The 20925-nt window shown below is 60.5% G+C and carries 19 protein-coding genes; 8 read left to right on the top strand and 11 right to left on the bottom strand.

The annotated features are described in order from the left end of the window. Positions 1-55 precede the first annotated feature (55 nt). Entirely contained in the window at positions 56-1093 is a 1038-nt protein-coding gene (mreB, locus tag PSH90_RS04040; RefSeq protein WP_002555108.1) for a rod shape-determining protein MreB, read from the bottom strand. A gap of 211 nt (positions 1094-1304) precedes the next feature. Between mreB and gatC the strand changes: the two genes are divergently transcribed. The 6 genes from gatC to PSH90_RS04010 all read left to right on the top strand — a co-directional run bounded on the left by gatC (position 1305) and on the right by PSH90_RS04010 (position 6591). Continuing rightward, positions 1305-1592, top strand: a complete 288-nt coding sequence (gene gatC, locus PSH90_RS04035) for an Asp-tRNA(Asn)/Glu-tRNA(Gln) amidotransferase subunit GatC (protein WP_024011606.1) — start codon at positions 1305-1307, stop codon at positions 1590-1592. 16 nt (positions 1593-1608) lie between these two features. Then, positions 1609-3060 (top strand): Asp-tRNA(Asn)/Glu-tRNA(Gln) amidotransferase subunit GatA, encoded by a 1452-nt coding sequence (gene gatA, locus PSH90_RS04030; RefSeq protein ID WP_056782927.1) that lies wholly within the window; start codon positions 1609-1611, stop codon positions 3058-3060. A gap of 10 nt (positions 3061-3070) precedes the next feature. After that, positions 3071-4516: an Asp-tRNA(Asn)/Glu-tRNA(Gln) amidotransferase subunit GatB gene (gene gatB, locus PSH90_RS04025; RefSeq protein ID WP_016771702.1), complete on the top strand. Its 1446-nt coding sequence runs from the start codon at positions 3071-3073 to the stop codon at positions 4514-4516. 218 nt (positions 4517-4734) lie between these two features. Further along, a complete protein-coding gene (locus tag PSH90_RS04020) occupies positions 4735-5106 on the top strand; it encodes a septal ring lytic transglycosylase RlpA family protein (RefSeq protein WP_095180369.1) in 372 nt (123 codons plus the stop codon). Positions 5107-5203: 97 nt separating this feature from the next. Further along, positions 5204-6214: a calcium/sodium antiporter gene (locus tag PSH90_RS04015; RefSeq protein WP_231991050.1), complete on the top strand. Its 1011-nt coding sequence runs from the start codon at positions 5204-5206 to the stop codon at positions 6212-6214. After that, positions 6211-6591 carry a carboxymuconolactone decarboxylase family protein gene (locus PSH90_RS04010; RefSeq protein WP_150742784.1) on the top strand — a complete coding sequence of 127 codons (381 nt, stop codon included), beginning with the start codon at positions 6211-6213 and terminating at the stop codon, positions 6589-6591. Before PSH90_RS04015 ends, PSH90_RS04010 begins: the two co-directional genes overlap by 4 nt. A gap of 116 nt (positions 6592-6707) precedes the next feature. Here PSH90_RS04010 and PSH90_RS04005 read toward each other — a convergent pair whose 3' ends face one another. The 5 genes from PSH90_RS04005 to kdgD all read right to left on the bottom strand — a co-directional run bounded on the left by PSH90_RS04005 (position 6708) and on the right by kdgD (position 13421). Beyond that, entirely contained in the window at positions 6708-7649 is a 942-nt protein-coding gene (locus PSH90_RS04005; RefSeq protein ID WP_056782923.1) for an AEC family transporter, read from the bottom strand. 251 nt (positions 7650-7900) lie between these two features. Then, the gene (gene garD / locus PSH90_RS04000) at positions 7901-9454 is read right to left on the bottom strand and encodes a galactarate dehydratase (protein ID WP_016771706.1); all 1554 of its coding nucleotides are present in this window, start codon (positions 9452-9454) and stop codon (positions 7901-7903) included. 11 nt (positions 9455-9465) lie between these two features. Continuing rightward, positions 9466-10827: an MFS transporter gene (locus PSH90_RS03995; protein WP_041477964.1), complete on the bottom strand. Its 1362-nt coding sequence runs from the start codon at positions 10825-10827 to the stop codon at positions 9466-9468. A 165-nt stretch (positions 10828-10992) separates the two neighbouring features. Continuing rightward, complete coding sequence (locus tag PSH90_RS03990) at positions 10993-12438, bottom strand: aldehyde dehydrogenase family protein (RefSeq protein WP_056782921.1); 1446 nt, start codon at positions 12436-12438, stop codon at positions 10993-10995. A gap of 71 nt (positions 12439-12509) precedes the next feature. Then, positions 12510-13421, bottom strand: a complete 912-nt coding sequence (kdgD, locus tag PSH90_RS03985) for a 5-dehydro-4-deoxyglucarate dehydratase (RefSeq protein WP_016771708.1) — start codon at positions 13419-13421, stop codon at positions 12510-12512. Positions 13422-13719: 298 nt separating this feature from the next. Between kdgD and PSH90_RS03980 the strand changes: the two genes are divergently transcribed. Next, positions 13720-14100: a hypothetical protein gene (locus PSH90_RS03980; protein WP_150636096.1), complete on the top strand. Its 381-nt coding sequence runs from the start codon at positions 13720-13722 to the stop codon at positions 14098-14100. 3 nt (positions 14101-14103) lie between these two features. On the opposite strand, the gene PSH90_RS03975 is transcribed toward PSH90_RS03980, so the two are convergent. The 4 genes from PSH90_RS03975 to PSH90_RS03960 form a co-directional block, all read right to left on the bottom strand. Then, entirely contained in the window at positions 14104-14853 is a 750-nt protein-coding gene (locus PSH90_RS03975; RefSeq protein ID WP_177327011.1) for a FadR/GntR family transcriptional regulator, read from the bottom strand. 175 nt (positions 14854-15028) lie between these two features. Next, complete coding sequence (locus tag PSH90_RS03970) at positions 15029-16756, bottom strand: ABC transporter ATP-binding protein/permease (RefSeq protein WP_041477961.1); 1728 nt, start codon at positions 16754-16756, stop codon at positions 15029-15031. A 96-nt stretch (positions 16757-16852) separates the two neighbouring features. Further along, entirely contained in the window at positions 16853-17413 is a 561-nt protein-coding gene (locus tag PSH90_RS03965; protein ID WP_003221630.1) for a response regulator transcription factor, read from the bottom strand. Beyond that, positions 17406-18668 (bottom strand): ATP-binding protein, encoded by a 1263-nt coding sequence (locus PSH90_RS03960; protein WP_016771713.1) that lies wholly within the window; start codon positions 18666-18668, stop codon positions 17406-17408. The genes PSH90_RS03965 and PSH90_RS03960 overlap by 8 nt, the downstream gene beginning before the upstream one ends. Before the next feature lie 409 nt (positions 18669-19077). On the opposite strand from PSH90_RS03960, the gene PSH90_RS03955 reads away from it, so the two are divergent. Beyond that, the gene (locus PSH90_RS03955; RefSeq protein ID WP_122707553.1) at positions 19078-19794 is read left to right on the top strand and encodes an SIMPL domain-containing protein; all 717 of its coding nucleotides are present in this window, start codon (positions 19078-19080) and stop codon (positions 19792-19794) included. 170 nt (positions 19795-19964) lie between these two features. Here PSH90_RS03955 and PSH90_RS03950 read toward each other — a convergent pair whose 3' ends face one another. After that, a complete protein-coding gene (locus PSH90_RS03950) occupies positions 19965-20327 on the bottom strand; it encodes a DUF6124 family protein (RefSeq protein ID WP_305382217.1) in 363 nt (120 codons plus the stop codon). Positions 20328-20925: the final 598 nt, after the last annotated feature.

The following is a 20925-nucleotide window of genomic DNA, read 5'->3' as shown; positions in this document are numbered from 1 at the left end:
CAGGCAGCACTGCAAAGTGCTGCCTGTGCGCTCACCCACGTATTGCATTCGAAGCTTATTCGCTCGAAAGCAGATCCATGGTGTGCTTATCCATCATTTCCAGCGCACGGCCACCGCCGCGAGCAACGCATGTCAGCGGATCTTCGGCAACGATCACCGGCAGACCGGTTTCCTGGGCCAGCAACTTGTCGAGGTCACGCAGCAGCGCGCCACCACCGGTCAGCACCAGGCCACGCTCGGCGATGTCGGAAGCCAGTTCCGGCGGCGATTGCTCCAGCGCGCTTTTCACCGCCTGAACGATGGTTGCCAGCGACTCTTGCAGAGCCTCGAGCACTTCGTTGGAGTTCAGGGTGAATGCGCGTGGAACGCCTTCGGCCAGGTTGCGACCGCGAACATCGACTTCGCGTACTTCGCCGCCCGGGTAGGCCGTACCGATTTCCTGCTTGATGCGCTCGGCGGTGGATTCACCGATCAGGCTGCCGTAGTTACGGCGCACGTAGGTGATGATCGCTTCGTCGAAACGGTCGCCGCCGACACGTACGGATTCGGCGTAAACCACACCGTTAAGGGAGATCAGGGCGATCTCGGTGGTACCACCACCGATGTCCACGACCATCGAACCGCGTGCTTCTTCAACCGGCAGACCGGCACCGATCGCAGCAGCCATCGGCTCTTCGATCAGGAACACTTCACGGGCACCGGCGCCAAGGGCCGATTCACGGATGGCGCGACGCTCAACCTGGGTGGACTTGCATGGAACGCAGATCAGCACACGAGGGCTGGGCTGCAGGAAACTGTTTTCGTGAACCTTGTTGATAAAGTACTGCAGCATCTTTTCGCAGACGCTGAAGTCGGCGATCACGCCATCCTTCATCGGACGAATGGCAGCAATGTTGCCCGGCGTACGGCCGAGCATGCGCTTGGCCTCGGTGCCGACAGCAACGACACTTTTCTGGTTACCGTGTGTCCGAATGGCCACAACCGATGGCTCATTCAGGACGATACCGCGCTCGCGCACGTAAATAAGGGTGTTGGCAGTGCCCAGGTCAATGGAAAGATCGCTGGAAAACATGCCACGCAGTTTCTTGAACATGGGAAAGGGACCCTAGGCAACGCGTGGGTAAAAAAGTGCGGCAAACTCTAACAACGACAGGGATTTTGGGCAAGGCGCCAATATGTTAAATTGGCCGCTTTTCTGTGCACCAAGCCCCACAATCGCGGCCTTATGACCGTAGAAGTGCGGTAGTGTTCCGACAATCTAACACACGGACGCCGTCCGTTCTGTTTTCCACTGGAGAATCCCGATGGCGCTAGAACGCTCCGACGTGGAAAAAATCGCGCATCTGGCCTGCCTTGGCCTCAACGATGCCGATCTTCCGCACATTACTTCCGCCCTCAACAGCATTCTCGGGCTGGTCGACGAAATGCAGGCCGTTGATACCGACGGTATCGAGCCGCTGGCCCACCCCCTGGAAGCCAGTCAGCGCCTGCGCGCCGACGTGGTGACCGAGACGAATAATCGCGAGGCCTACCAGTCCATCGCACCAGCGGTCGAAAACGGCCTGTATCTGGTTCCGAAAGTCATCGACTAAAGGGAAAGAGCCTGCAATGCATCAAATGACTCTGGCCGAGATCGCCCGCGGTCTCGCCGATAAAAAGTTTTCCTCCGAAGAGCTGACCAAAGTCCTGCTGGCGCGTATTACCCAGCTCGACCCGCAGCTCAACAGTTTCATCAGCCTCACCGAGGATCTGGCCATCGAGCAGGCGAAAGCCGCCGATGCACGCCGGGCCAATGGTGAGAGCGGCGCCCTGCTCGGCGCGCCGATCGCCCACAAGGACCTGTTCTGCACCCTGGGCATCCGCACCAGCTGCGGCTCGAAGATGCTCGACAACTTCAAAGCCCCTTATGACGCCACTGTCGTTGCGAAACTGGCCGCTGCCGGCGCCGTGACCCTGGGCAAGACCAACATGGACGAATTCGCCATGGGTTCGGCCAACGAGTCGAGCTGGTACGGCGCGGTGAAAAACCCGTGGAACCTGGAACACGTGCCGGGCGGTTCGTCCGGTGGTTCGGCCGCCGCCGTGGCCGCTCGCCTGCTGCCTGCCGCCACCGCCACCGACACCGGCGGTTCGATCCGCCAGCCGGCAGCATTCACCAACCTCACCGGTTTGAAGCCGACCTACGGTCGCGTTTCGCGCTGGGGCATGATTGCCTACGCGTCCAGCCTTGATCAGGGCGGTCCGTTGGCGCGCACGGCCGAAGATTGCGCGATTCTGCTGCAAGGCATGGCCGGCTTCGACCCGAACGACTCCACCAGCATCGATGAGCCGGTGCCGGATTACTCCGCCGGCCTGGGCGAGTCGCTGCAAGGCCTTCGCATCGGCGTGCCGAAGGAATACTTCAGCGCCGGTCTCGACCCGCGCATTGCCGAGCTGATCCAGAACAGCATCCAGCAGTTGCAGAAGCTCGGTGCGGTGATCAAGGAAATCAGCCTGCCGAACATGCAGCACGCCATTCCTGCGTACTACGTGATCGCCCCGGCAGAAGCGTCTTCCAACCTGTCGCGTTTCGACGGCGTACGTTTCGGCCACCGCTGCGAAAACCCGGAAAACCTCATCGACCTGTACAAGCGCTCCCGTGGCGAAGGCTTCGGCGCGGAAGTACAGCGCCGGATCATGGTCGGTGCCTACGCGCTGTCCGCCGGTTACTACGACGCCTACTACCTGAAAGCGCAGAAGATTCGTCGTTTGGTGAAGAACGATTTCATGGCTGCGTTCAATGAAGTCGACATCATCCTCGGCCCGACCACGCCGAACCCGGCCTGGAAGCTTGGCGCCAAGAACAGCGACCCGGTCGCTGCCTATCTGGAAGACGTCTACACCATCACCGCCAACCTCGCCGGCCTGCCGGGCCTGTCGATGCCGGCCGGTTTTGTCGACGGTCTGCCGGTGGGCGTGCAGTTGCTCGCGCCGTACTTCCAGGAAGGCCGTTTGCTCAACGTTGCGCACCAGTATCAGTTGAACACTGACTGGCACACCCGCACCCCAACCGGCTTCTGAGGAGACAAACATGCAATGGGAAGTCGTGATCGGGCTGGAGATTCACACTCAGCTCACTACCCGGTCGAAAATCTTTTCCGGTAGTTCCACCACATTCGGTTCCGAGCCGAACACCCAGGCCAGCCTGATCGACCTGGGCATGCCCGGCGTGCTGCCGGTGCTCAACCAGGAAGCGGTGCGCATGGCGGTGATGTTCGGTCTGGCAATTGACGCCGAGATCGGCCAGCACAACGTGTTCGCCCGGAAAAACTATTTCTACCCGGATCTGCCCAAGGGCTACCAGATCAGCCAGATGGAATTGCCGATCGTTGGCAAAGGCCACCTGGACATCGCCCTGGAAGACGGCACGGTCAAACGCGTCGGCATCACCCGCGCGCACCTGGAAGAAGACGCCGGCAAGAGCCTGCACGAAGAATTCAACGGTGCCACCGGCATCGACCTGAACCGTGCCGGCACGCCGCTGCTGGAAATCGTTTCCGAGCCGGACATGCGCAGCGCCAAGGAAGCCGTGGCTTACGTCAAGGCGATCCACGCGCTGGTGCGTTACCTGGGCATCTGCGACGGCAACATGGCCGAAGGCTCGCTGCGTTGCGACTGCAACGTCTCGGTACGACCGAAAGGCCAGGTCGAGTTCGGCACTCGCTGCGAGATCAAGAACGTCAACTCGTTCCGTTTCATCGAGAAGGCGATCAACTCCGAGATCCAGCGCCAGATCGAGCTGATCGAAGACGGCGGCAAAGTGATCCAGCAGACCCGCCTGTACGATCCGAACAAGGACGAGACCCGTCCGATGCGTTCGAAAGAGGAAGCCAACGACTACCGTTACTTCCCCGATCCGGACCTGCTGCCGGTGGTCATCGAAGAGTCGTTCCTCGGTGAAGTGCGTGCCACCCTGCCGGAACTGCCACCGCAAAAGCGCGAACGCTTCCAGAGCCAGTTCGGTCTGTCGGCTTACGACGCCAACGTGCTGGCCACCAGCCGTGAACAGGCGGATTACTTCGAGAAAGTCGCAGCCATCGGCGGCGACGCGAAACTGGCGGCGAACTGGGTGATGGTCGAGTTGGGCAGCCTGCTCAACAAGCAGGGCCTGGACATCGAGGATTCGCCAGTCTCCGCCGAGCAACTGGGCGGCATGCTGCAGCGCATCAAGGACAACACCATCTCCGGCAAGATCGCCAAGGTGGTGTTCGAAGCGATGGCCAATGGTGAAGGCAGTGCTGACGAGATCATCGAGAAGCGCGGCCTCAAGCAAGTCACCGACACCGGCGCGATCTCGGCTGTGCTCGACGAAATGCTCGCGGCCAACGCCGAACAGGTCGAACAGTACCGCGCGGCAGACGAAGCCAAACGCGGCAAGATGTTCGGCTTCTTCGTCGGCCAGGCCATGAAAGCCTCGAAAGGCAAGGCCAACCCGCAGCAGGTGAACGAACTGCTGAAAAGCAAGCTCGAAGGCTGACCACCAATGGAGCCAGATCCAAAGCCTGGCTCCATTCCCTGTGGAAGGGACCTGTGGCGAGGGGATTTATCCCCGTTGGGCCGCGAAGCGGCCCTAATTGCTGAGCTTGATTTGCACCAGATAAACCGAGTTCTCAGTTTTGGGACTGCTGCGCAGTCCAACGGGGATAAATCCCCTCGCCACAGGTCCCTCCTACATTTGATCCGGGATACCTTTGAATGAAGCGTCTGTTGCTGAGCAGCGCCCTGCTCTCTCTGCTGGCCGGTTGCGCCAGTACCGACACCATCGACCCGCACGGTTATGACCAGACCGGCGTCGCCTCCTATTACGGAGCCAGGCATCACGGTAAACGCACCGCCAGCGGCGAAGCGTTCAACCAGCATTCCCTGACCGCCGCCCACCGCCAGTTGCCGTTCGGCACGCGGGTGAAGGTCACCAATCTGAGAAACGATGAATCAGTCGTGGTCCGCATCAATGACCGTGGCCCGCACACCCGTGGCCGACTGATCGATCTGTCACGCGAGGCCGCCGATGAAATCGGCATGCTGCGCAGCGGCACCGCACGGGTTCGCGTGCAGGCCCTGGACTGATGGAGCGCCGACCATTTTCGGACTAGCCGATCTGCCGCTGATCAACGTCATCGAACTGCTCAGCGGCCTGTGTCTTTTGCTCATCGGCGCCGAGCTGATGGTGCGCGCCGCCGTGCGTCTGGCCGAGCGCCTGCATGTGCGTCCGTTGATCATCGGCCTGACCATCGTCGCCCTCGGCAGCAGCGCGCCGCAGATGACCGTGAGCCTGCAAGCGGCGTTGACCGACAACCCCGACATCGCCGTCGGCAGCGTGGTCGGCAGCGGCATCTTCAATATCCTCGTAACCCTTGGCCTGTCGGCACTGATCATCCCGCTGCGCGTATCGCGGCAACTGGTACGTCTGGATATCCCGTTGATGATCGGCGCCAGCCTGCTGGTATTCATCCTCGCCTGGAATAAAGACCTCGGGCGTTTCGACGGCGTCCTGCTGCTCGGTGCTTTGGCACTGTACCTCGGCTTGCTGTTGCGTCAGTCGCGACACTCGACCCGGCCCCATGGCGCACGACCACAGGATACGCAGCAATCCTGGTTGATCAGTGTGCTGATGATTCTCGCTGGCCTTGCCATGCTGGTGTTCGCCGGGCGTTTGCTGCTCGGCGCCGCCGTGGTCGTGGCCACCGACCTGGGCCTGTCGGAACGGGTCATCGGCCTGACCGTGGTTGCGGTCGGCACTTCGTTGCCGGAACTGGCGACGTCGCTGATCGCTGCGTTGCGCGGGCAGCGCGACATTGCCGTGGGCAACGTGATCGGCGCCAATCTGTTCAACCTGCTCGGGGTACTCGGCCTGACCGCCCTACTCGCACCGACGCCGCTTTCCGTCTCTCCCAACGCGCTGGATTTTGACCTGCCGGTGATGCTCGGCGTCGCTGCGCTGTGTCTGCCAGTGTTTTACTCGGGCTACCGCGTGACTCGAGCCGAAGGCTTGCTGCTGCTCGGTTTGTATCTGGTCTACGGGCTGCATGTGGTGTCGTTCACCACGGGCATGCCGCTGGCCGGCAAACTCGAGCGCTTGATGCTGTTTTATGTCCTGCCGGCGCTGCTGACGTTTCTGTTGTTCACGTCGATCCGCGCCTGGCGTCGCCAACACCACAAGAGAGATGTGCCATGAGCGAGTCGAAGCAGTCCGGGGTTGAAATCCGTCGTCAGGTCATGGGCGATGCGTTCGTTGATCGCGCCTTGGGCAACGCCACCGAGTTCACCCAGCCGTTGCAGGATTTCGTCAATGAACACGCCTGGGGTGGCGTGTGGAATCGCGAAGGTTTGTCGCTGAAAACCCGCAGCCTGATTACCCTCGCCGCGCTAACCGCGTTGAAGTGTCCGCAGGAGTTGAAAGGCCATGTGCGCGGTGCGCTGAACAACGGCTGCACGGTGGAAGAGATTCGCGAGGCGCTGCTGCATTGCGCGGTGTATGCCGGCGTACCGGCGGCGATCGATGCGTTTCGCGCGGCGCAGGAAGTGATTGATACCTACCAGAAACCTGAGTGATTCAGTGCTGCTGAAATAGCTTTCGCGAGCAGGCTCGCTCCCACACCTGGAATGCATTTCAAATGTGGGAGCGAGCCTGCTCGCGAAGAGGCCCTGACAGACACTGCAAATCCTTGTCAGATCCACCCACCCCACTGCAACACAAAGATCCCGACATTGGTGGTAATAGCCGCCATCAACGTGGTCATCACGATAATCGCTGCTGCAAGCTCATGATTGCCCTGCGCCGCCCGGGCCATGACGAAACTCGCCGCCGCCGTCGGGCTGCCAAAGTAGAGAAACAGAATCCCCAGCTCCGCGCCGCGAAAGCCCCACAGCCATGCCCCCAGTGTCGCCAGCACCGGCAGACCGATCATCTTCACCAGGCTGGAACTGAGCGCCATGTTGCCGCTCTTGCGCAGCGCCGCCAGTGACAGCGTGCCGCCGATACAAATCAGCGCCAGTGGCAACGTGGTCTGCGCCAGATACTGGCCGGAAGTCTCCAGCCAGCCCGGCAGTCCGATCTTGAAATAGGCAAACGGCGCTGCCGAAATCACGCTGATGATCAGCGGGTTGCTGAACACGCTTTTGCAGATGCTCCACGGATCGGACTTGATCACCGGGCTGTACACCGCCAGCACAATGGTCGACAGGGTGTTGTAGAACAGGATCACCAGCGCCGCGAGAATTGCCCCGAGGGAAATGCCGTAATCGCCGTACATGCTCGCGGCGAGCGCCAGGCCTATCACGCCGTTGTTGCCGCGAAACGCACCCTGGGTGTAGATGCCGCGATCTTCGCGCGGACACCTGAAAATCGCCCACCCCCAGGCCACAGCGAAACTCACCAGCGTTGCGAGGGAAAAGTAGATCAGTAGCGAAGGTTGCAGCGCGGCGTGCAGGTCGGCGTGGAGGATGCCGAGAAACAGCAGCGCCGGCATGGTCACGTTGAACACCAGCGACGAGGCGGTGTGGATGAAGTTGTCGTTGATCCAGTCGATGCGCTTGAGCAGCACACCGAGAAACAGCATGGCAAACACCGGCGCGGTGATGTTCAGGGTTTCAAGAAAGATTGCCAGCATGCCGGAGAGCCTTGGGTGAGCTTAGTCAGGGGGGCAATGATAAAGCAAAAGCCCCTCACCCTAGCCCTCTCCCAAAGGGAGAGGGAACCGATCGGGGGATATTTAAACAATCCACCGACCTGAAATGACATCGTCGAATCCATAATCGACCCGATTTGTCAGGTCGATGTATAGCGCCAAACAACTCGGTCGGCCCCCTCTCCCTCCGGGAGAGGGCTGGGGTGAGGGGCTTTTGATCTTCCATGAAACGATCAGGTAATCGGCGCCGGGTTGAACAAGGTGATGTCGTTATGCAGCTTGTGCTTCTCCGCCCAGGTCTGTTGCTTGCCACTGGCAACGTCCAGGTAATAGTGAAACAACTCCCAGCCGAGTTCTTCGATGGTCGCGCGCCCGGTGGCAATGCGTCCGGCGTCGATGTCGATCAGGTCCGGCCAGCGCTGCGCCAGTTCAGTACGCGTCGATACCTTGACCACCGGCGCCATGGCCAGCCCGTAAGGCGTGCCGCGACCGGTGGTGAACACGTGCAGGTTCATCCCTGCTGCCAGTTGCAACGTACCGCAGACAAAATCGCTGGCCGGCGTCGCGCAGAAAATCAGGCCCTTGTGCTTGAAACGCTCGCCCGGGCCGAGCACGCCATTGATCGCGCTGCTGCCGGACTTGACGATCGAGCCCAGCGACTTCTCGACAATGTTCGACAACCCGCCCTTCTTGTTGCCCGGCGTGGTGTTGGCGCTGCGATCGGCTTCGCCCTTGGCCAGGTAACGGTCGTACCAGTCCATTTCGCGCACCAGCTCTTCGGCGACGGTTTGCGTTTGCGCCCGTGAGGTGAGCAGGTAGATCGCATCGCGCACTTCGGTGACTTCGGAAAACATCACCGTCGCCCCCGCACGCAACAGCAAGTCCGAGGCATAACCCAGCGCCGGGTTGGCGGTGATGCCGGAAAACGCATCGCTGCCGCCGCACTGCATACCGAGAATCAGCTCGGAGGCCGGCACGGTTTCGCGGCGGCGCTGGTCGAGTTTCTTCAAACGCACTTCAGCCAGTTCCATGATCTGCTCGATCATTTCGGTGAAGCCGTGACTGGAATCCTGCAAGCGGTACAGCCACGGATCGCTGAGATCCACCGAGGCATCGTCCTCGTGCATCACCTGCCCGGCCTGCAATTTCTCGCAGCCCAGACCGATCACCAGCGCCTCGCCGCCCAGGTTCGGGTTGCGCGCCAGATTGCGCACGGTACGAATCGGGATGTAGGCGTCGGTCGCGGTAATCGCCACACCGCAGCCATAACTGTGGGTCAGCGCCACCACGTCATCGACGTGCGGGTACTTCGGCAACAACTCTTCCTTGATGCGCTTGACCGCATGATCGAGCACGCCGGTGACGCACTGCACGGTGGTGGTGATGCCGAGAATGTTGCGCGTGCCGACGGTGCCGTCGGCGTTGCGATAACCCTCGAACGTGAAGCCTTCCAGCGGTGCCTGCGCGTCCGGCACATCGGTGGACAGCGGCAAGCTGTCCAGCGGCGGCGCGGTCGGCATGCGCAGTTGATCTTCCTTGACCCAACTGCCGCGACGGATCGGCTGCAAGGCATAGCCGATGATCTGCCCGTAACGAATCACCGGGCCGCCTTCAGGAATATCCTCCAGGGTGACCTTGTGGCTCTGCGGTACGAAATCCAAGGTGACCAGGCCATCGGCAAACTCGGTACCGGCCGGTACGCCCTGATCGTTGACCACCACTACAACGTTGTCCCGCTCGTGCAGGCGGATGTAGCGCGGCGAGTCGGAATGTTCAATCAACTGCATGACGCCGCTCCTCAGGAATGCGCTTGAGACAAATTGCCGGTGGCTTCATTGCCGCCCTTGGCTGGCGGCTCTTTCAAGACCACACGCTTGATCGGGCCGACGATCACCAGATAGCTGAACACCGCGACCAGTGCGTTGGCACCGACAAACACCAGCGCCCACTTGAACGAACCGGTGGAGCTGATGATGTAGCCGATGACGATCGGCGTGGTGATCGAAGCGATGTTGCCGAAGGTGTTGAACAAGCCACCGCTCAGACCGGCGATCTGTTTCGGCGAAGTGTCGGAAACCACCGCCCAGCCCAGTGCGCCAACGCCTTTGCCGAAGAATGCCAGAGCCATGAAGCCCACCACCATCCATTCCACGTCAACATAGTTGCACGCGACGATGCTGCTCGACACCAGCAGGCCGGCGATGATCGGCGCCTTGCGGGCGAAGGTCAGCGAATGGCCCTTGCGCAGCAGGTAATCGGAAATCACCCCGCCGAGCACGCCGCCGATAAAGCCGCAAATGGCCGGCAACGAAGCGATGAAACCGGCCTTGAGAATGGTCATGCCACGCTCTTGCACCAAATACACCGGGAACCAGGTCAGGAAGAAATAGGTGATGCCGTTGATGCAGTACTGGCCCAGATACACGCCGAGCATCATGCGGTTGGTCAGCAACTGACGGATGTAATCCCACTTCGGACCGTCGGACTTCTTGCCCTTCTGATCCATGTCGACCATGCCGCCGTTGTCAGCGATGTGCTTGAACTCGGCCTCGTTGACCCGTGGGTGTTCGCGCGGGCTGTAGATGACTTTCAGCCACACCAGCGAGAACACGATACCGAGGATACCCATGACGATGAACACGTGCTCCCAGCCGAAGCTGTAGACGATCCAGCCCATCAACGGCGCGAACAGCACGGTGGCAAAGTATTGCGCCGAGTTGAAGATCGCCGAAGCGGTACCGCGTTCAGCGGTCGGGAACCACGCCGCCACGATGCGCGCGTTGCCGGGGAACGATGGCGCTTCGGCCAGGCCCACGAGGAAACGCAGCATGAACAGCGCAACCACTGCCGTGGACATGCCGAATTCACCGACAAAGCCTTGCAGCACGGTGAACAGCGACCAGGTGAAAATGCTCAGGGCATAGACTTTTTTCGAGCCGAAGCGATCGAGCAGCCAGCCACCGGGAATTTGCCCGGCCACGTAAGCCCAACCGAATGCGGAGAAGATGTAGCCGAGGGTGACGGCGTCAATGCCAAGGTCCTTTTGCAGGCTGGAGCCGGCAATGGCGATCGTGGCACGGTCGGCGTAGTTGATCGTGGTCACCAGAAACAGCATGAGCAGGATCAAATAGCGGACGTGAGTCGGCTTGGAGGATTGCATGCAGATGTACTCCCACTGATTATTTTTATGCGGGGTGAAGCTTCTTTGGTCTTGCATTTATTCCCTGCAGGAGCTGCCGAAGGCTGCGATTTTTTGATCTTGATCTTGAAAAAAAAGATCAAAAGATCGCAGCCTTCGGCAGCTCCTACAGGGGTACTGCGTGTATCAGGAGCCTACATAGGCGGTTTTCACCACGGTGTAGAACTCTTGTGCATAGCGGCCTTGCTCACGGGAGCCGTAGGACGAACCTTTACGGCCACCGAACGGTACGTGGTAATCCACACCGGCGGTCGGCAGGTTGACCATCACCATCCCGGCCTGGGAGTGGCGCTTGAAGTGGTTGGCGTACTTCAGCGACGTGGTCGCGATGCCGGCCGACAAGCCGAATTCGGTGTCGTTGGCCATTGCCAGCGCAGCTTCGTAATCGGCCACACGAACAATGTTGGCCACCGGGCCGAAGATCTCTTCGCGGCTGATGCGCATCGACGCTTCGCTGTCGGCGAACAGCGTTGGCGCGAGGAAGTAGCCCTCGGTGTCGCATGTCACCACACCGCCGCCGCTGACCAGACGTGCACCTTCGGACTGGCCGATGTCGATGTACTTCATGTCCTGTTCCAGCTGCGCCTGGGAGACCACCGGACCGATGTCGGTGCCGGCCTTCAGCGCGTGGCCGACCTTGATCGACTTCATGCGCTCGGCCATCGCTTCAACGAACTTGTCGTGAATGCCGGCGGTAACGATCAGACGGCTCGACGCAGTGCAGCGCTGGCCGGTGGAGTAGAACGCGCTCTGCACCGACAGCTCGACCGCTTGCTTGAGGTCGGCGTCGTCGAGAATGATCTGCGGGTTCTTGCCGCCCATTTCCAGCTGCACCTTGGCCTGGCGCGAAACGCAGTTGACCGCGATCTGACGACCCACGCCCACCGAACCGGTGAAGCTGATGCCGTCGACTTTCGGGCTGTTGACCAACGCCTCGCCAACCACGCGACCGCTGCCCATTACCAGGTTGAACACACCGGCCGGGAAGCCCGCGCGGGAGATGATTTCGGCCAGCGCCCAGGCGCAGCCCGGCACCAGATCGGCAGGTTTGAGCACGACGCAGTTGCCGTAGGCCAGGGCCGGAGCAATTTTCCACGCCGGGATGGCGATCGGGAAGTTCCACGGAGTGATCAGACCGACCACGCCCAGCGCTTCGCGAGTGACTTCGACGTTGACGCCCGGGCGTACCGACGGCACGTAGTCACCGGACAGACGCAGGCATTCACCGGCGAAGAACTTGAAAATGTTGCCGGCGCGGGTCACTTCACCGATCGCCTCCGGCAGGGTCTTGCCTTCTTCACGGGCCAGCAGCATGCCGAGCTCTTCGCGACGGGCGAGGATCTCGCTGCCGACTTTATCCAGCGAATCGTGACGAGCCTGGATGCCCGACGTGGAGTACGCCGGGAACGCAGCGCGAGCAGCGTCGATGGCGGCGTTGACCTGGGTCAGGTCAGCCTTGGCGTAATCGCCGATGGTGTCGCTGAGTTCTGACGGGTTGATGTTGGCCGAGTAATCGGCACCGGCGACCCATTCGCCATTGATGTAGTTGTCGTAGCGTTTTGCAGTTGTCACAGGGCAGCCCTCAACTCTAAAAGCCTTCACGCAAAAAGCCGCTGATTGCTCAGCGGCCTCGCTTTTCTCGCTTATTGCGCGCCTTGCTTGTCGATCAGCGCGGCGAGCATTTCGTACTCTTCGCCGGTCAGGTCGGTCAGCGGCGCACGCACCGGACCTGCGTCATAGCCGGCGATTTTTGCACCTGCCTTGACGATACTCACGGCGTAACCGGCCTTGCGGTTGCGGATGTCCAGGTACGGCAGGAAGAAGTCGTCGATGATCTTGCCGACGGTGGCGTGATCTTCGCGAGCGATCGCGTGGTAGAAGTCCATCGCGGTTTTCGGGATGAAGTTGAACACCGCCGAGGAGTACACCGGCACGCCCAAAGCCTTGTAGGCAGCGGCGTAGACTTCAGCGGTCGGCAGACCACCCAGGTAGCTGAAGCGATCACCGAGGCGGCGACGGATCGACACCATCAACTCGATATCGCCCAAGCCATCCTTGTAGCCGATCAGGTTCGGGCAGCGCTCGGCCAGACGTTCCAGCAGCGGCGCGTTGAGGCGGCAAACGTTGCGGTTGTAGACGACCACGCCGATCTTCACCGATTTGCACACGGCTTCAACGTGGGCGGCAACACCGTCCTGGCTCGCTTCGGTCAGGTAGTGCGGCAGCAGCAGCAGACCTTTGGCGCCCAGACGCTCGGCCTCCTGAGCGTATTCGATGGCCTGGCGGGTCGAACCACCAACGCCGGCGAGGATTGGCACGCTGGTTGCGCAGGTGTCGACGGCAGTCTTGATGATTTCCGAGTATTCGCTGGCGGCCAGGGAGAAGAACTCACCGGTGCCACCGGCGGCGAACAGAGCCGAAGCGCCATACGGAGCCAGCCATTCCAGGCGTTTGATGTAGCCCGCGCGGTTGAAATCGCCCTGCGCGTTGAAATCGGTCACCGGGAAAGACAGCAGGCCGGCAGAGAGGATGGACTTCAGTTCTTGTGGATTCATTATTCGAACACCCTGGTAGCAACGTTTTATTGTGAGTGGACCGTTCAGCCTTAGCCGAAGTTGTAGGTCATCGTACAACTTAAAAAATAACCGTCAACTGCATTTCATCGTTGGCAGGGCTTTTTTGTCGGACAAGATTGGCTTTTGCGCTTTATGAAATGGCTACAAGGCTCGCGCTTGACGCGTTCGAGGGCTGAAATATCTGGTCTGGATTCGTTTAATTCTGAGGCGACCTGCGGCTCGTAAAGTACGTCGACTGCCACGAAGGATCGTGGCGGACCACACAAAGGAAGCCGCTATGTCGATGCATTTTGCCGCCCCCACCCTCACCCACGTCGCCCCTGCGCAAGACGATTGCGTGACGCTTCAGCTCTCGCAATTGCCGGACATCCTCACCGTGCAGGTCCCGGATTCCAGCGATTTCGCAGCAAACTGGAGCGTCTACGCGGTCCTCGGCAGCGATGCCGAGGAACCTGAATGGGAAGGTGATGAGGTGGACACTGGCGCCTGGGACGACGCCGAGGATGAAATGGAAAAGTTGCTCGACATCGAGGTGCAGCTGCCGAAAGAGGCATTGCAACCGTACCTGAACCGCGAGGTGGAGCTGCGTTACAAGTTTCGCGATGAGTCGAGCATGGAGCCGTATTCGCTGCCGCTGCGATTGCGCATAGAGGCGTAAGACTCAGCTTCGCTGCGCCTGCGCCTCTTCATGGGCCTGGCGCAGTCTTTCACGGCTATTGGTCAGGTGCAGACGCATCGCCGCACGCGCGGCATCGGAGTCCTGACGGGCAATCGCGTCGTAGATTTCCTCGTGCTCGCGGCTCAGGCGGCTCATGTAGTGCTGTTGATCATCGTGGGCCAGCCGCGCCGAGTTCAGCCGCGTACGTGGAATGATGCTGGTGCCCAGGTGCGTCATGATGTCGGTGAAGTAGCGGTTGCCGGTGGACAGGGCAATTTCCAGGTGGAAAGCGAAGTCCGACGACACCGCATCGCTGGCATGGGAGGCGCTTTCGTTCAAGGCGTCGAGGGCGGCGCGCATGGTTGCCAGTTGCTCGGGACTGCGGCGTTGCGCGGCTAGGCCGGCGGACTCGACTTCGAGGCTGATGCGCAATTCGAGAATCGCCAGCACGTCACGCAGGGTGACAACGGTGGCCGGATCAATGCGGAAACCGCTCGGGCTCGGCGTATCGAGAACAAAGGTGCCGATGCCATGGCGGGTTTCTACCTGGCCGGCGGCCTGCAGACGGGAAATTGCCTCGCGGACCACGGTGCGGCTGACGCCATGGGCTTCCATGATCGCCGACTCGGTGGGCAACTTGTCGCCACGCTTGAGCAGGCCATCGCGGATCTGCTCGCTCAACACCGTAACCAATTCCTGGGCGAGGCTGCGGCGCTTGCGGGGGAGGCGCGGGGTGTCGATCAGCTTTTCCATGGTCTGCATCTTGTCTCGAAAGTTCGGCTTGGCGCCATCATAGCTCAAGCGGGTTGTACGATCACCGTCAACACGACCTCCATGTAGGAGCTGCCGAAGGCTGCGATCTTTTGATCTTGATCTTAAAAACCAAAAGATCGCAGCCTTCGGCAGCTCCTACAAGGGATCCGTGGGGTCAGGCAGTTACGGGTTGCTCCACCAGGTGCCCGCTGTCGATCCGCACGTGCCGTGGATGGAATCGTTTCAAACTGCTTCGGTGACCGACGCTGACAATGCTCAACCCCGGAATCTCATCGATCAACGCCTGATACAAGGTCGCCTCGTCCTCTTCATCCATCGCCGATGTAGCCTCGTCCATGTACAGCCATTGCGGTGCGTAGAGAAGCGCGCGGGCGAAGGCCAGGCGTTGTTGCTCGCCCGGTGAAAGCATGCGCTGCCAGTGATTGGCTTCATCCAGCCGCCCGACCAGGTGTGGCAGACGGCAAGTTTCCAGCACCTGTGCATAACGTTCCGGCGCGTAGGTGTCGCCCGGTTGTGGATAACTCAACGCTTCACGCAATGTGCCGATCGGCAGATAAGGCTTCTGCGGCAGGAACAGATAACGCGCCGCCGGCAAACGAATATTGCCGTGCCCCGCCGGCCACAAATGCCCCATCGCTCGCAGCAGTGTCGACTTGCCGCTGCCGGACCGCCCGCTGAGCATAACGCGCTCACCCGGTTCAACGGTCATGTCGGCGTCGGTCAGCAGGTGACGACCATCGGCCAGATCGAGGCCGAGGTTGTGCACCTGCAACTCACTGCCCTGGTTCTGCACGTCAATGGCCGGGGTGCGTTGTTCGTTGTCGCTCATGGCCTGACGGAAACTCAGCAAACGATCACAGGTGGCGCGCCACGCGGCGAGATCCGAGTAGGCGGTGATGAACCAGCTGAAATTCTCCTGCACGTTGCCGAACGCCGAGTTGATTTGCATCAGCTCGCCCAGTTCGATCTTGCCGGACAGATAGCGCGGTGCGGCGACGACAAACGGGAAAATGATTGCGATCTGCCCGTAGCCGGAGGTGAAGAACGTCAGGCGCTTGGACACGCGCATGATGTCCCAGAAATTGTGCCAGACCAGTCCGAAGCGATTGCTCAAGCGGCGGTTTTCATTGGGTTCGCCGTTGTACAAGGCGATGCTTTCCGCATTCTCACGCACGCGCACCATGGAAAAACGCAGGTCTGCTTCGAAGCGTTGTTGCTTGTTGTTCAGACCGATCAGACGGCGACCGATCAAATGCGTCAGCCAACTGCCGACCGCCGCGTACAACAGTGCGCACCAGAACATGTAGCCGGGAATCTCGATGCCGAACACTTCGATACTGCCCGACACGCCCCACAAAATGATCGAGAACGACACCAGACTGACAATCGTGCGCAGCAGCCCGAGGCCCAGGCTCAGGGTGTTGGCGGTGTAAGTGTTGAGGTCTTCGGAAATCCGCTGGTCGGGGTTATCGGTATAACCGCCCTGCTCCAGCTGGTAGTAATTCTTGTGGTCCAGCCAGCGCTTGAAGTGCTTTTCGGTCAGCCACGCCCGCCAGCGGATCGTCAGCATCTGCGTCAGATACAACCGATACACCGCGCCGAGAATCGCCACGGTCGCGATGCCGCAGAAATACAGAATCAACTGCCAGAACGCGGCTTCATCCTTTCTCTGCAAAGCGTTGTAGAAATCCTTGTACCAACTGTTGATCCACACCGAAATCGCCACGCTGAACAGCGTCAGCGCAATTACGGCAATCAGCAACGTCCAGGCCTTGCCCTTCTCTTCGCTGCGCCAGTAAGGCGTGGTCATCGCCCAGACTTTGCGAAAAAACTGCCCGCGCACAGCATCGTTGACCGCGGAGTATTCAGCGTTCTGATTCATGGATAAGGCTCGATAGTAAAAAGAACGGACACGCGCCGATCATAGATGATCGGCGCGATTCATCGCGAGGGCTGGCGATAGTCGTTCAGCGCAGGTTCAGCGACGCACCGGGCGCTTCTGCAGTTTGCGCTGCAGGGTGCGGCGGTGCATGCCCAGCGCGCGGGCCGTGGCGGAAATATTGCCTTCGTGCTCGGTGAGCACGCGCTGGATGTGCTCCCATTGCAGACGATCGACCGACATCGGGTTTTCCGGCACCAGACTGTCGAGATCGGCGTGCTCAGACAGCAGCGCGGCCAGCACGTCGTCGGCATCGGCGGGTTTGCACAGGTAGTTGCAGGCGCCACGCTTGATCGCCTCGACTGCCGTGGCAATGCTCGAATAACCGGTGAGGATCACCACGCGCATTTCCGGATCGAGTTCCAGCAGCTTGGGCAGCAGGACCAGACCGGAGTCGCCGTCCATTTTCAGGTCCAGCGCAGCGTAATCAGGCAGATCGGCCTGGGCGATGGTCAGGCCTTCTTCAGCGGAACCGGCAGTGCTGACGCGAAAGCCACGACGGGCCATGGCGCGGGCCATGACGCGGGTGAAGGTCGCGTCGTCGTCGACCAGCAGCAGATGCGGCAGTTCTTCGCCTTCGACTTGGATTTCGTCACTCATGTTGGTCTCCTCGGGCGCCGTGGGGCAGGCGCAGCTCGGTGAGCGTGCCGCCTTCCTCATGACTATAGAGTTTCACTGAGCCGCCGGCGCGTGTCACGCTGGCCTTGCTCAAAAACAGGCCCAGGCCGAAACCTTTGCCCTTGGTGGTAAAAAACGGCTTGCCGATCTGCTCGGCGATGGCCAGCGGCACACCGGCGCCGTGGTCGCGAATGCTGATCGTCAAAGTCTCTGCGTCCCAGTCGAGGGTCACCTGGAGATTTTCCGGGCAGGCGTCGGCTGCATTGTTGAGCAGATTCAGCAATGCCTGGGTCAGATCCGGCGGCGGCGCCATGCGCGGCACCGCCCCCTGACCGAGACGCTGGAAGCGATAACTGGCTTCCGGGCGCATCAGGTGCCAGCGGTTCAGCGCTTCGTCGAGCCAGTCGGTAACGTCCTGCATCTCCACCGCCAGACGCCGATTGGCCTCGGCGGCACGGACCAGTTGCTGCAAGGTTTCCTTGCACAGCTTGACCTGATCCTGCAGCACTTTCAGATCGTCCTGCAGCAGTGCATCGGGGTGATCCTGCTGCATTTCCTTGAGCAACACGCTCATGGTCGCCAGCGGTGTGCCCAATTCATGCGCAGCACCGGCGGCCTGGGTCGCAACGGCGAGCAGCTGCTGATCACGCAGCCCTTCCTCCCGACGAATCGCCCGCAGCTCTTCCTGCCGACGCAGTTCTTCAGCCATGCGCGCGGCGAAGAAGGTGATCACCGCAGCGGCCAGGGCAAAGCTCAGCCACATGCCGTAGATCTGCAGATTCTCACGGGCGACCGGCAAGGTTTCCAGCGGATAGAAACGCGTCAGCATCAGCGTGTACAGCGCCAGCGCGATGCCCGACAGAATCACCGAATAACGCCACGGCAAGGTCACCGCCGCGATGGTCAACGGCACCAGATAATAGGAAACAAAGGGGTTGGTCGAACCGCCGGAGAAATACAGCAGCGCACTGTGAATCACCAGATCGCAAGCCAGTTGCAGCGCGTATTCGAGCTCGGTCACCGGCCACGATGTGCGCAGGCGCACGGCAGTGAACACGCAGAGCAGAATCGAGCAGCCGAGGGTCATCGCCAGTTGCACCCACGGCAACGGCAACAATTGCAGCCAGTAGGCCAAGCCAACGGAGCCGGCCTGCGCGGCGAGCACCAGGGTGCGGATGAAAGTCAGCCGCCAGAGGTTCTGGCGAGTGGCGGAAGTCAGTTGTACGGGGGCGAGCATGAGCTCTCCTGATGAGCGCTCCAGGCGGATCGCACGGAGTATAACCAAGGCGCGGGGTTCAGAGGCGAAAGTGCGGCAAACGACCACATGGCGACGATGAAGAATTCATCTGAGTTGAAGAAAATTCCGAAGGCTATTGGAGATCATTGTGGCGAGGGGATTTATCCCCGCTGGGTGGCGGAGCCGCCCCAAATCATGCGACCTCATTTAACCAGACATACCGCATCAGCCGGATTTGCGACTGCTGCGCAGCCGAACGGGGATAAATCCCCTCGCCACAGAAGCACTCCCCACTGCGCGCAGGTATCTGTATAGAAGTTGTAACTGGGCGAACCGGATCATAGAAGTTAGAGTCTGATGGTTCACGCAGGCCGCGACTCATCACCTGCGCCTCATTCAAGGAGCCTTCATGCACACATTTCGCCGCAGCGCCGCCCTCCTCGCCCTGACCGTCGGCAGCGTCGCCAGCCTCCCGGTTCTGGCCGCCGATGAGCTGCACTACAACCAGATTTCCCTGCGCGCCGAAGTCAGCCAGGAAGTGGCCCGCGACCAGATGATCGTGACGCTCTACACCGAAGAGCAGAACACCGACCCGGCCAAACTCGCCGCCGCCATCAGCACCACCATGAACAAAGCCACCGCCCAGGCCAAGCAAGTCAAAGACATCACCCTGCGTACGGGCAGCCGCAACAGCTACCCGATCTACGACACCAAAGGCCAGAAAATCACCGGCTGGCGCGAACGCGCCGAACTGCGCCTGGAAAGCACCGACTTCGCCGCCCTGTCCAAACTCACCGGCGAGCTATTGACCGACCTGAAAATGGGCGGCATGGACTTCGCCATCGCCGACCCGACACGCAAGGCCAGCGAAGACCAGTTGCTCAAAGAAGCCGTCACCGCCTTCAAGACCCGCGCCCAACTGGCCACCGATGCACTGGGCGGCAAGGGCTACAAAATCGTCAACCTGAACCTCAACAGCAACGGTTACCCACAACCGTACCTGCGCGCGCCGATGATGATGAAAGCCGCAGCCATGGATTCCGCGCCAGTCACGCCGGAAGTCGAAGCCGGCACCAGCCAGGTCAGCATGACCGCTGATGGCTCGATTGAAGTGTTGATGCAGTGATTTGAGCTTGGCTGAATGAAGGACCGGCAATCAGTCAATGGTTGCCGGTTTTTTTTGTGCCCGGGTTTTGTAGTGAATGATCCACCGCTATCGCTGGCAAGCCAGCTCCCACAGGTTGAACGCATTTGAATGTGGGAGCGAGCCTGCTCGCGAAGAACGATGACGCGATCTCAAGCGTGCGGATCAACCCGATCCAGCGCCCGATTCACCGCCAGCTCCGCCAGCATGATGATCTGCTGAATCGCCAGCGCCGTATTGCGCTGCGGCCTACCAAGCTGATCGGCGAAATCGCTGGCCAGGGTGTTGGCTGAAGCGAGGGATTCACAGGCGTGGGCCAGCAGGCTTTCAGTGTCGATGTCGGGCCGGATCAGAAACATCGTGCCGGGTGAATGGGGTTTGCCGGGTGGCGGGCAGAGATAGAAATCGAGGGCACGCTTGATGGCTTCGCGGTTCTTCGCGAGATCGTCGGCACGCAGCGCGGCTTCAAGGGGGGTTGAGGTTTCTTCGGGTGGGTCGGGGACTGGTTTGCTCATGCGCTTCACCTATGAGGTTGAGCCATCTCGATGCCGTTTCTCACACGACGAAGAGGTGGCAGCTTTGTGCGGGGTGAGAAAACCGGTCATAGGCACCCGGCCGGACATAAGCCCGCCCGCACAGAGCCGCCATAACACACTTGCAGGCAGCAAACTTGCTGGCGGCAATTATGCGGATCTGGGCACTGAATGACTATGAATGTCGGGTTCTCACACCCGATCGCTGAACAACCAGCGACGACCCACGCCTAGAGAGCGGACGTCCGACGGACAACCTGAAAACCTTGTGGGAAGGTTCTGGCTGTTTCGCAGCGGATTTAAACAGCCAAAAAGCAAACCCTCACCCTAACCCTCTCCCAGAGGGAGAGGGGACTGACCGAGGTGTTTGGGGGAGATACGCCAACGCGAAACTCCGAGTTGAACTGAGGATTTGAAAAGCACACAAATCAGCCCCCTCTCCTCGGGGAGAGGGCTGGGGTGAGGGGCAAATCCACAACAAAAATAACGCCGAACACCCGCTCTTCACCACTCAATAGGCCGAGTGTCAGCTCGCCTGCTCTTGATCTTGATCCACCGGCGACGTCGGAAGGCTGAGTGG

Origin of the sequence: Pseudomonas sp. FP1762 (genome assembly GCF_030687105.1) — a bacterium.
GTDB classification, from domain to species: domain Bacteria; phylum Pseudomonadota; class Gammaproteobacteria; order Pseudomonadales; family Pseudomonadaceae; genus Aquipseudomonas; species Aquipseudomonas siliginis.
Note: the sequence above shows the minus strand (reverse complement) of the source record. Positions and strands in the feature narration are given on the sequence as shown.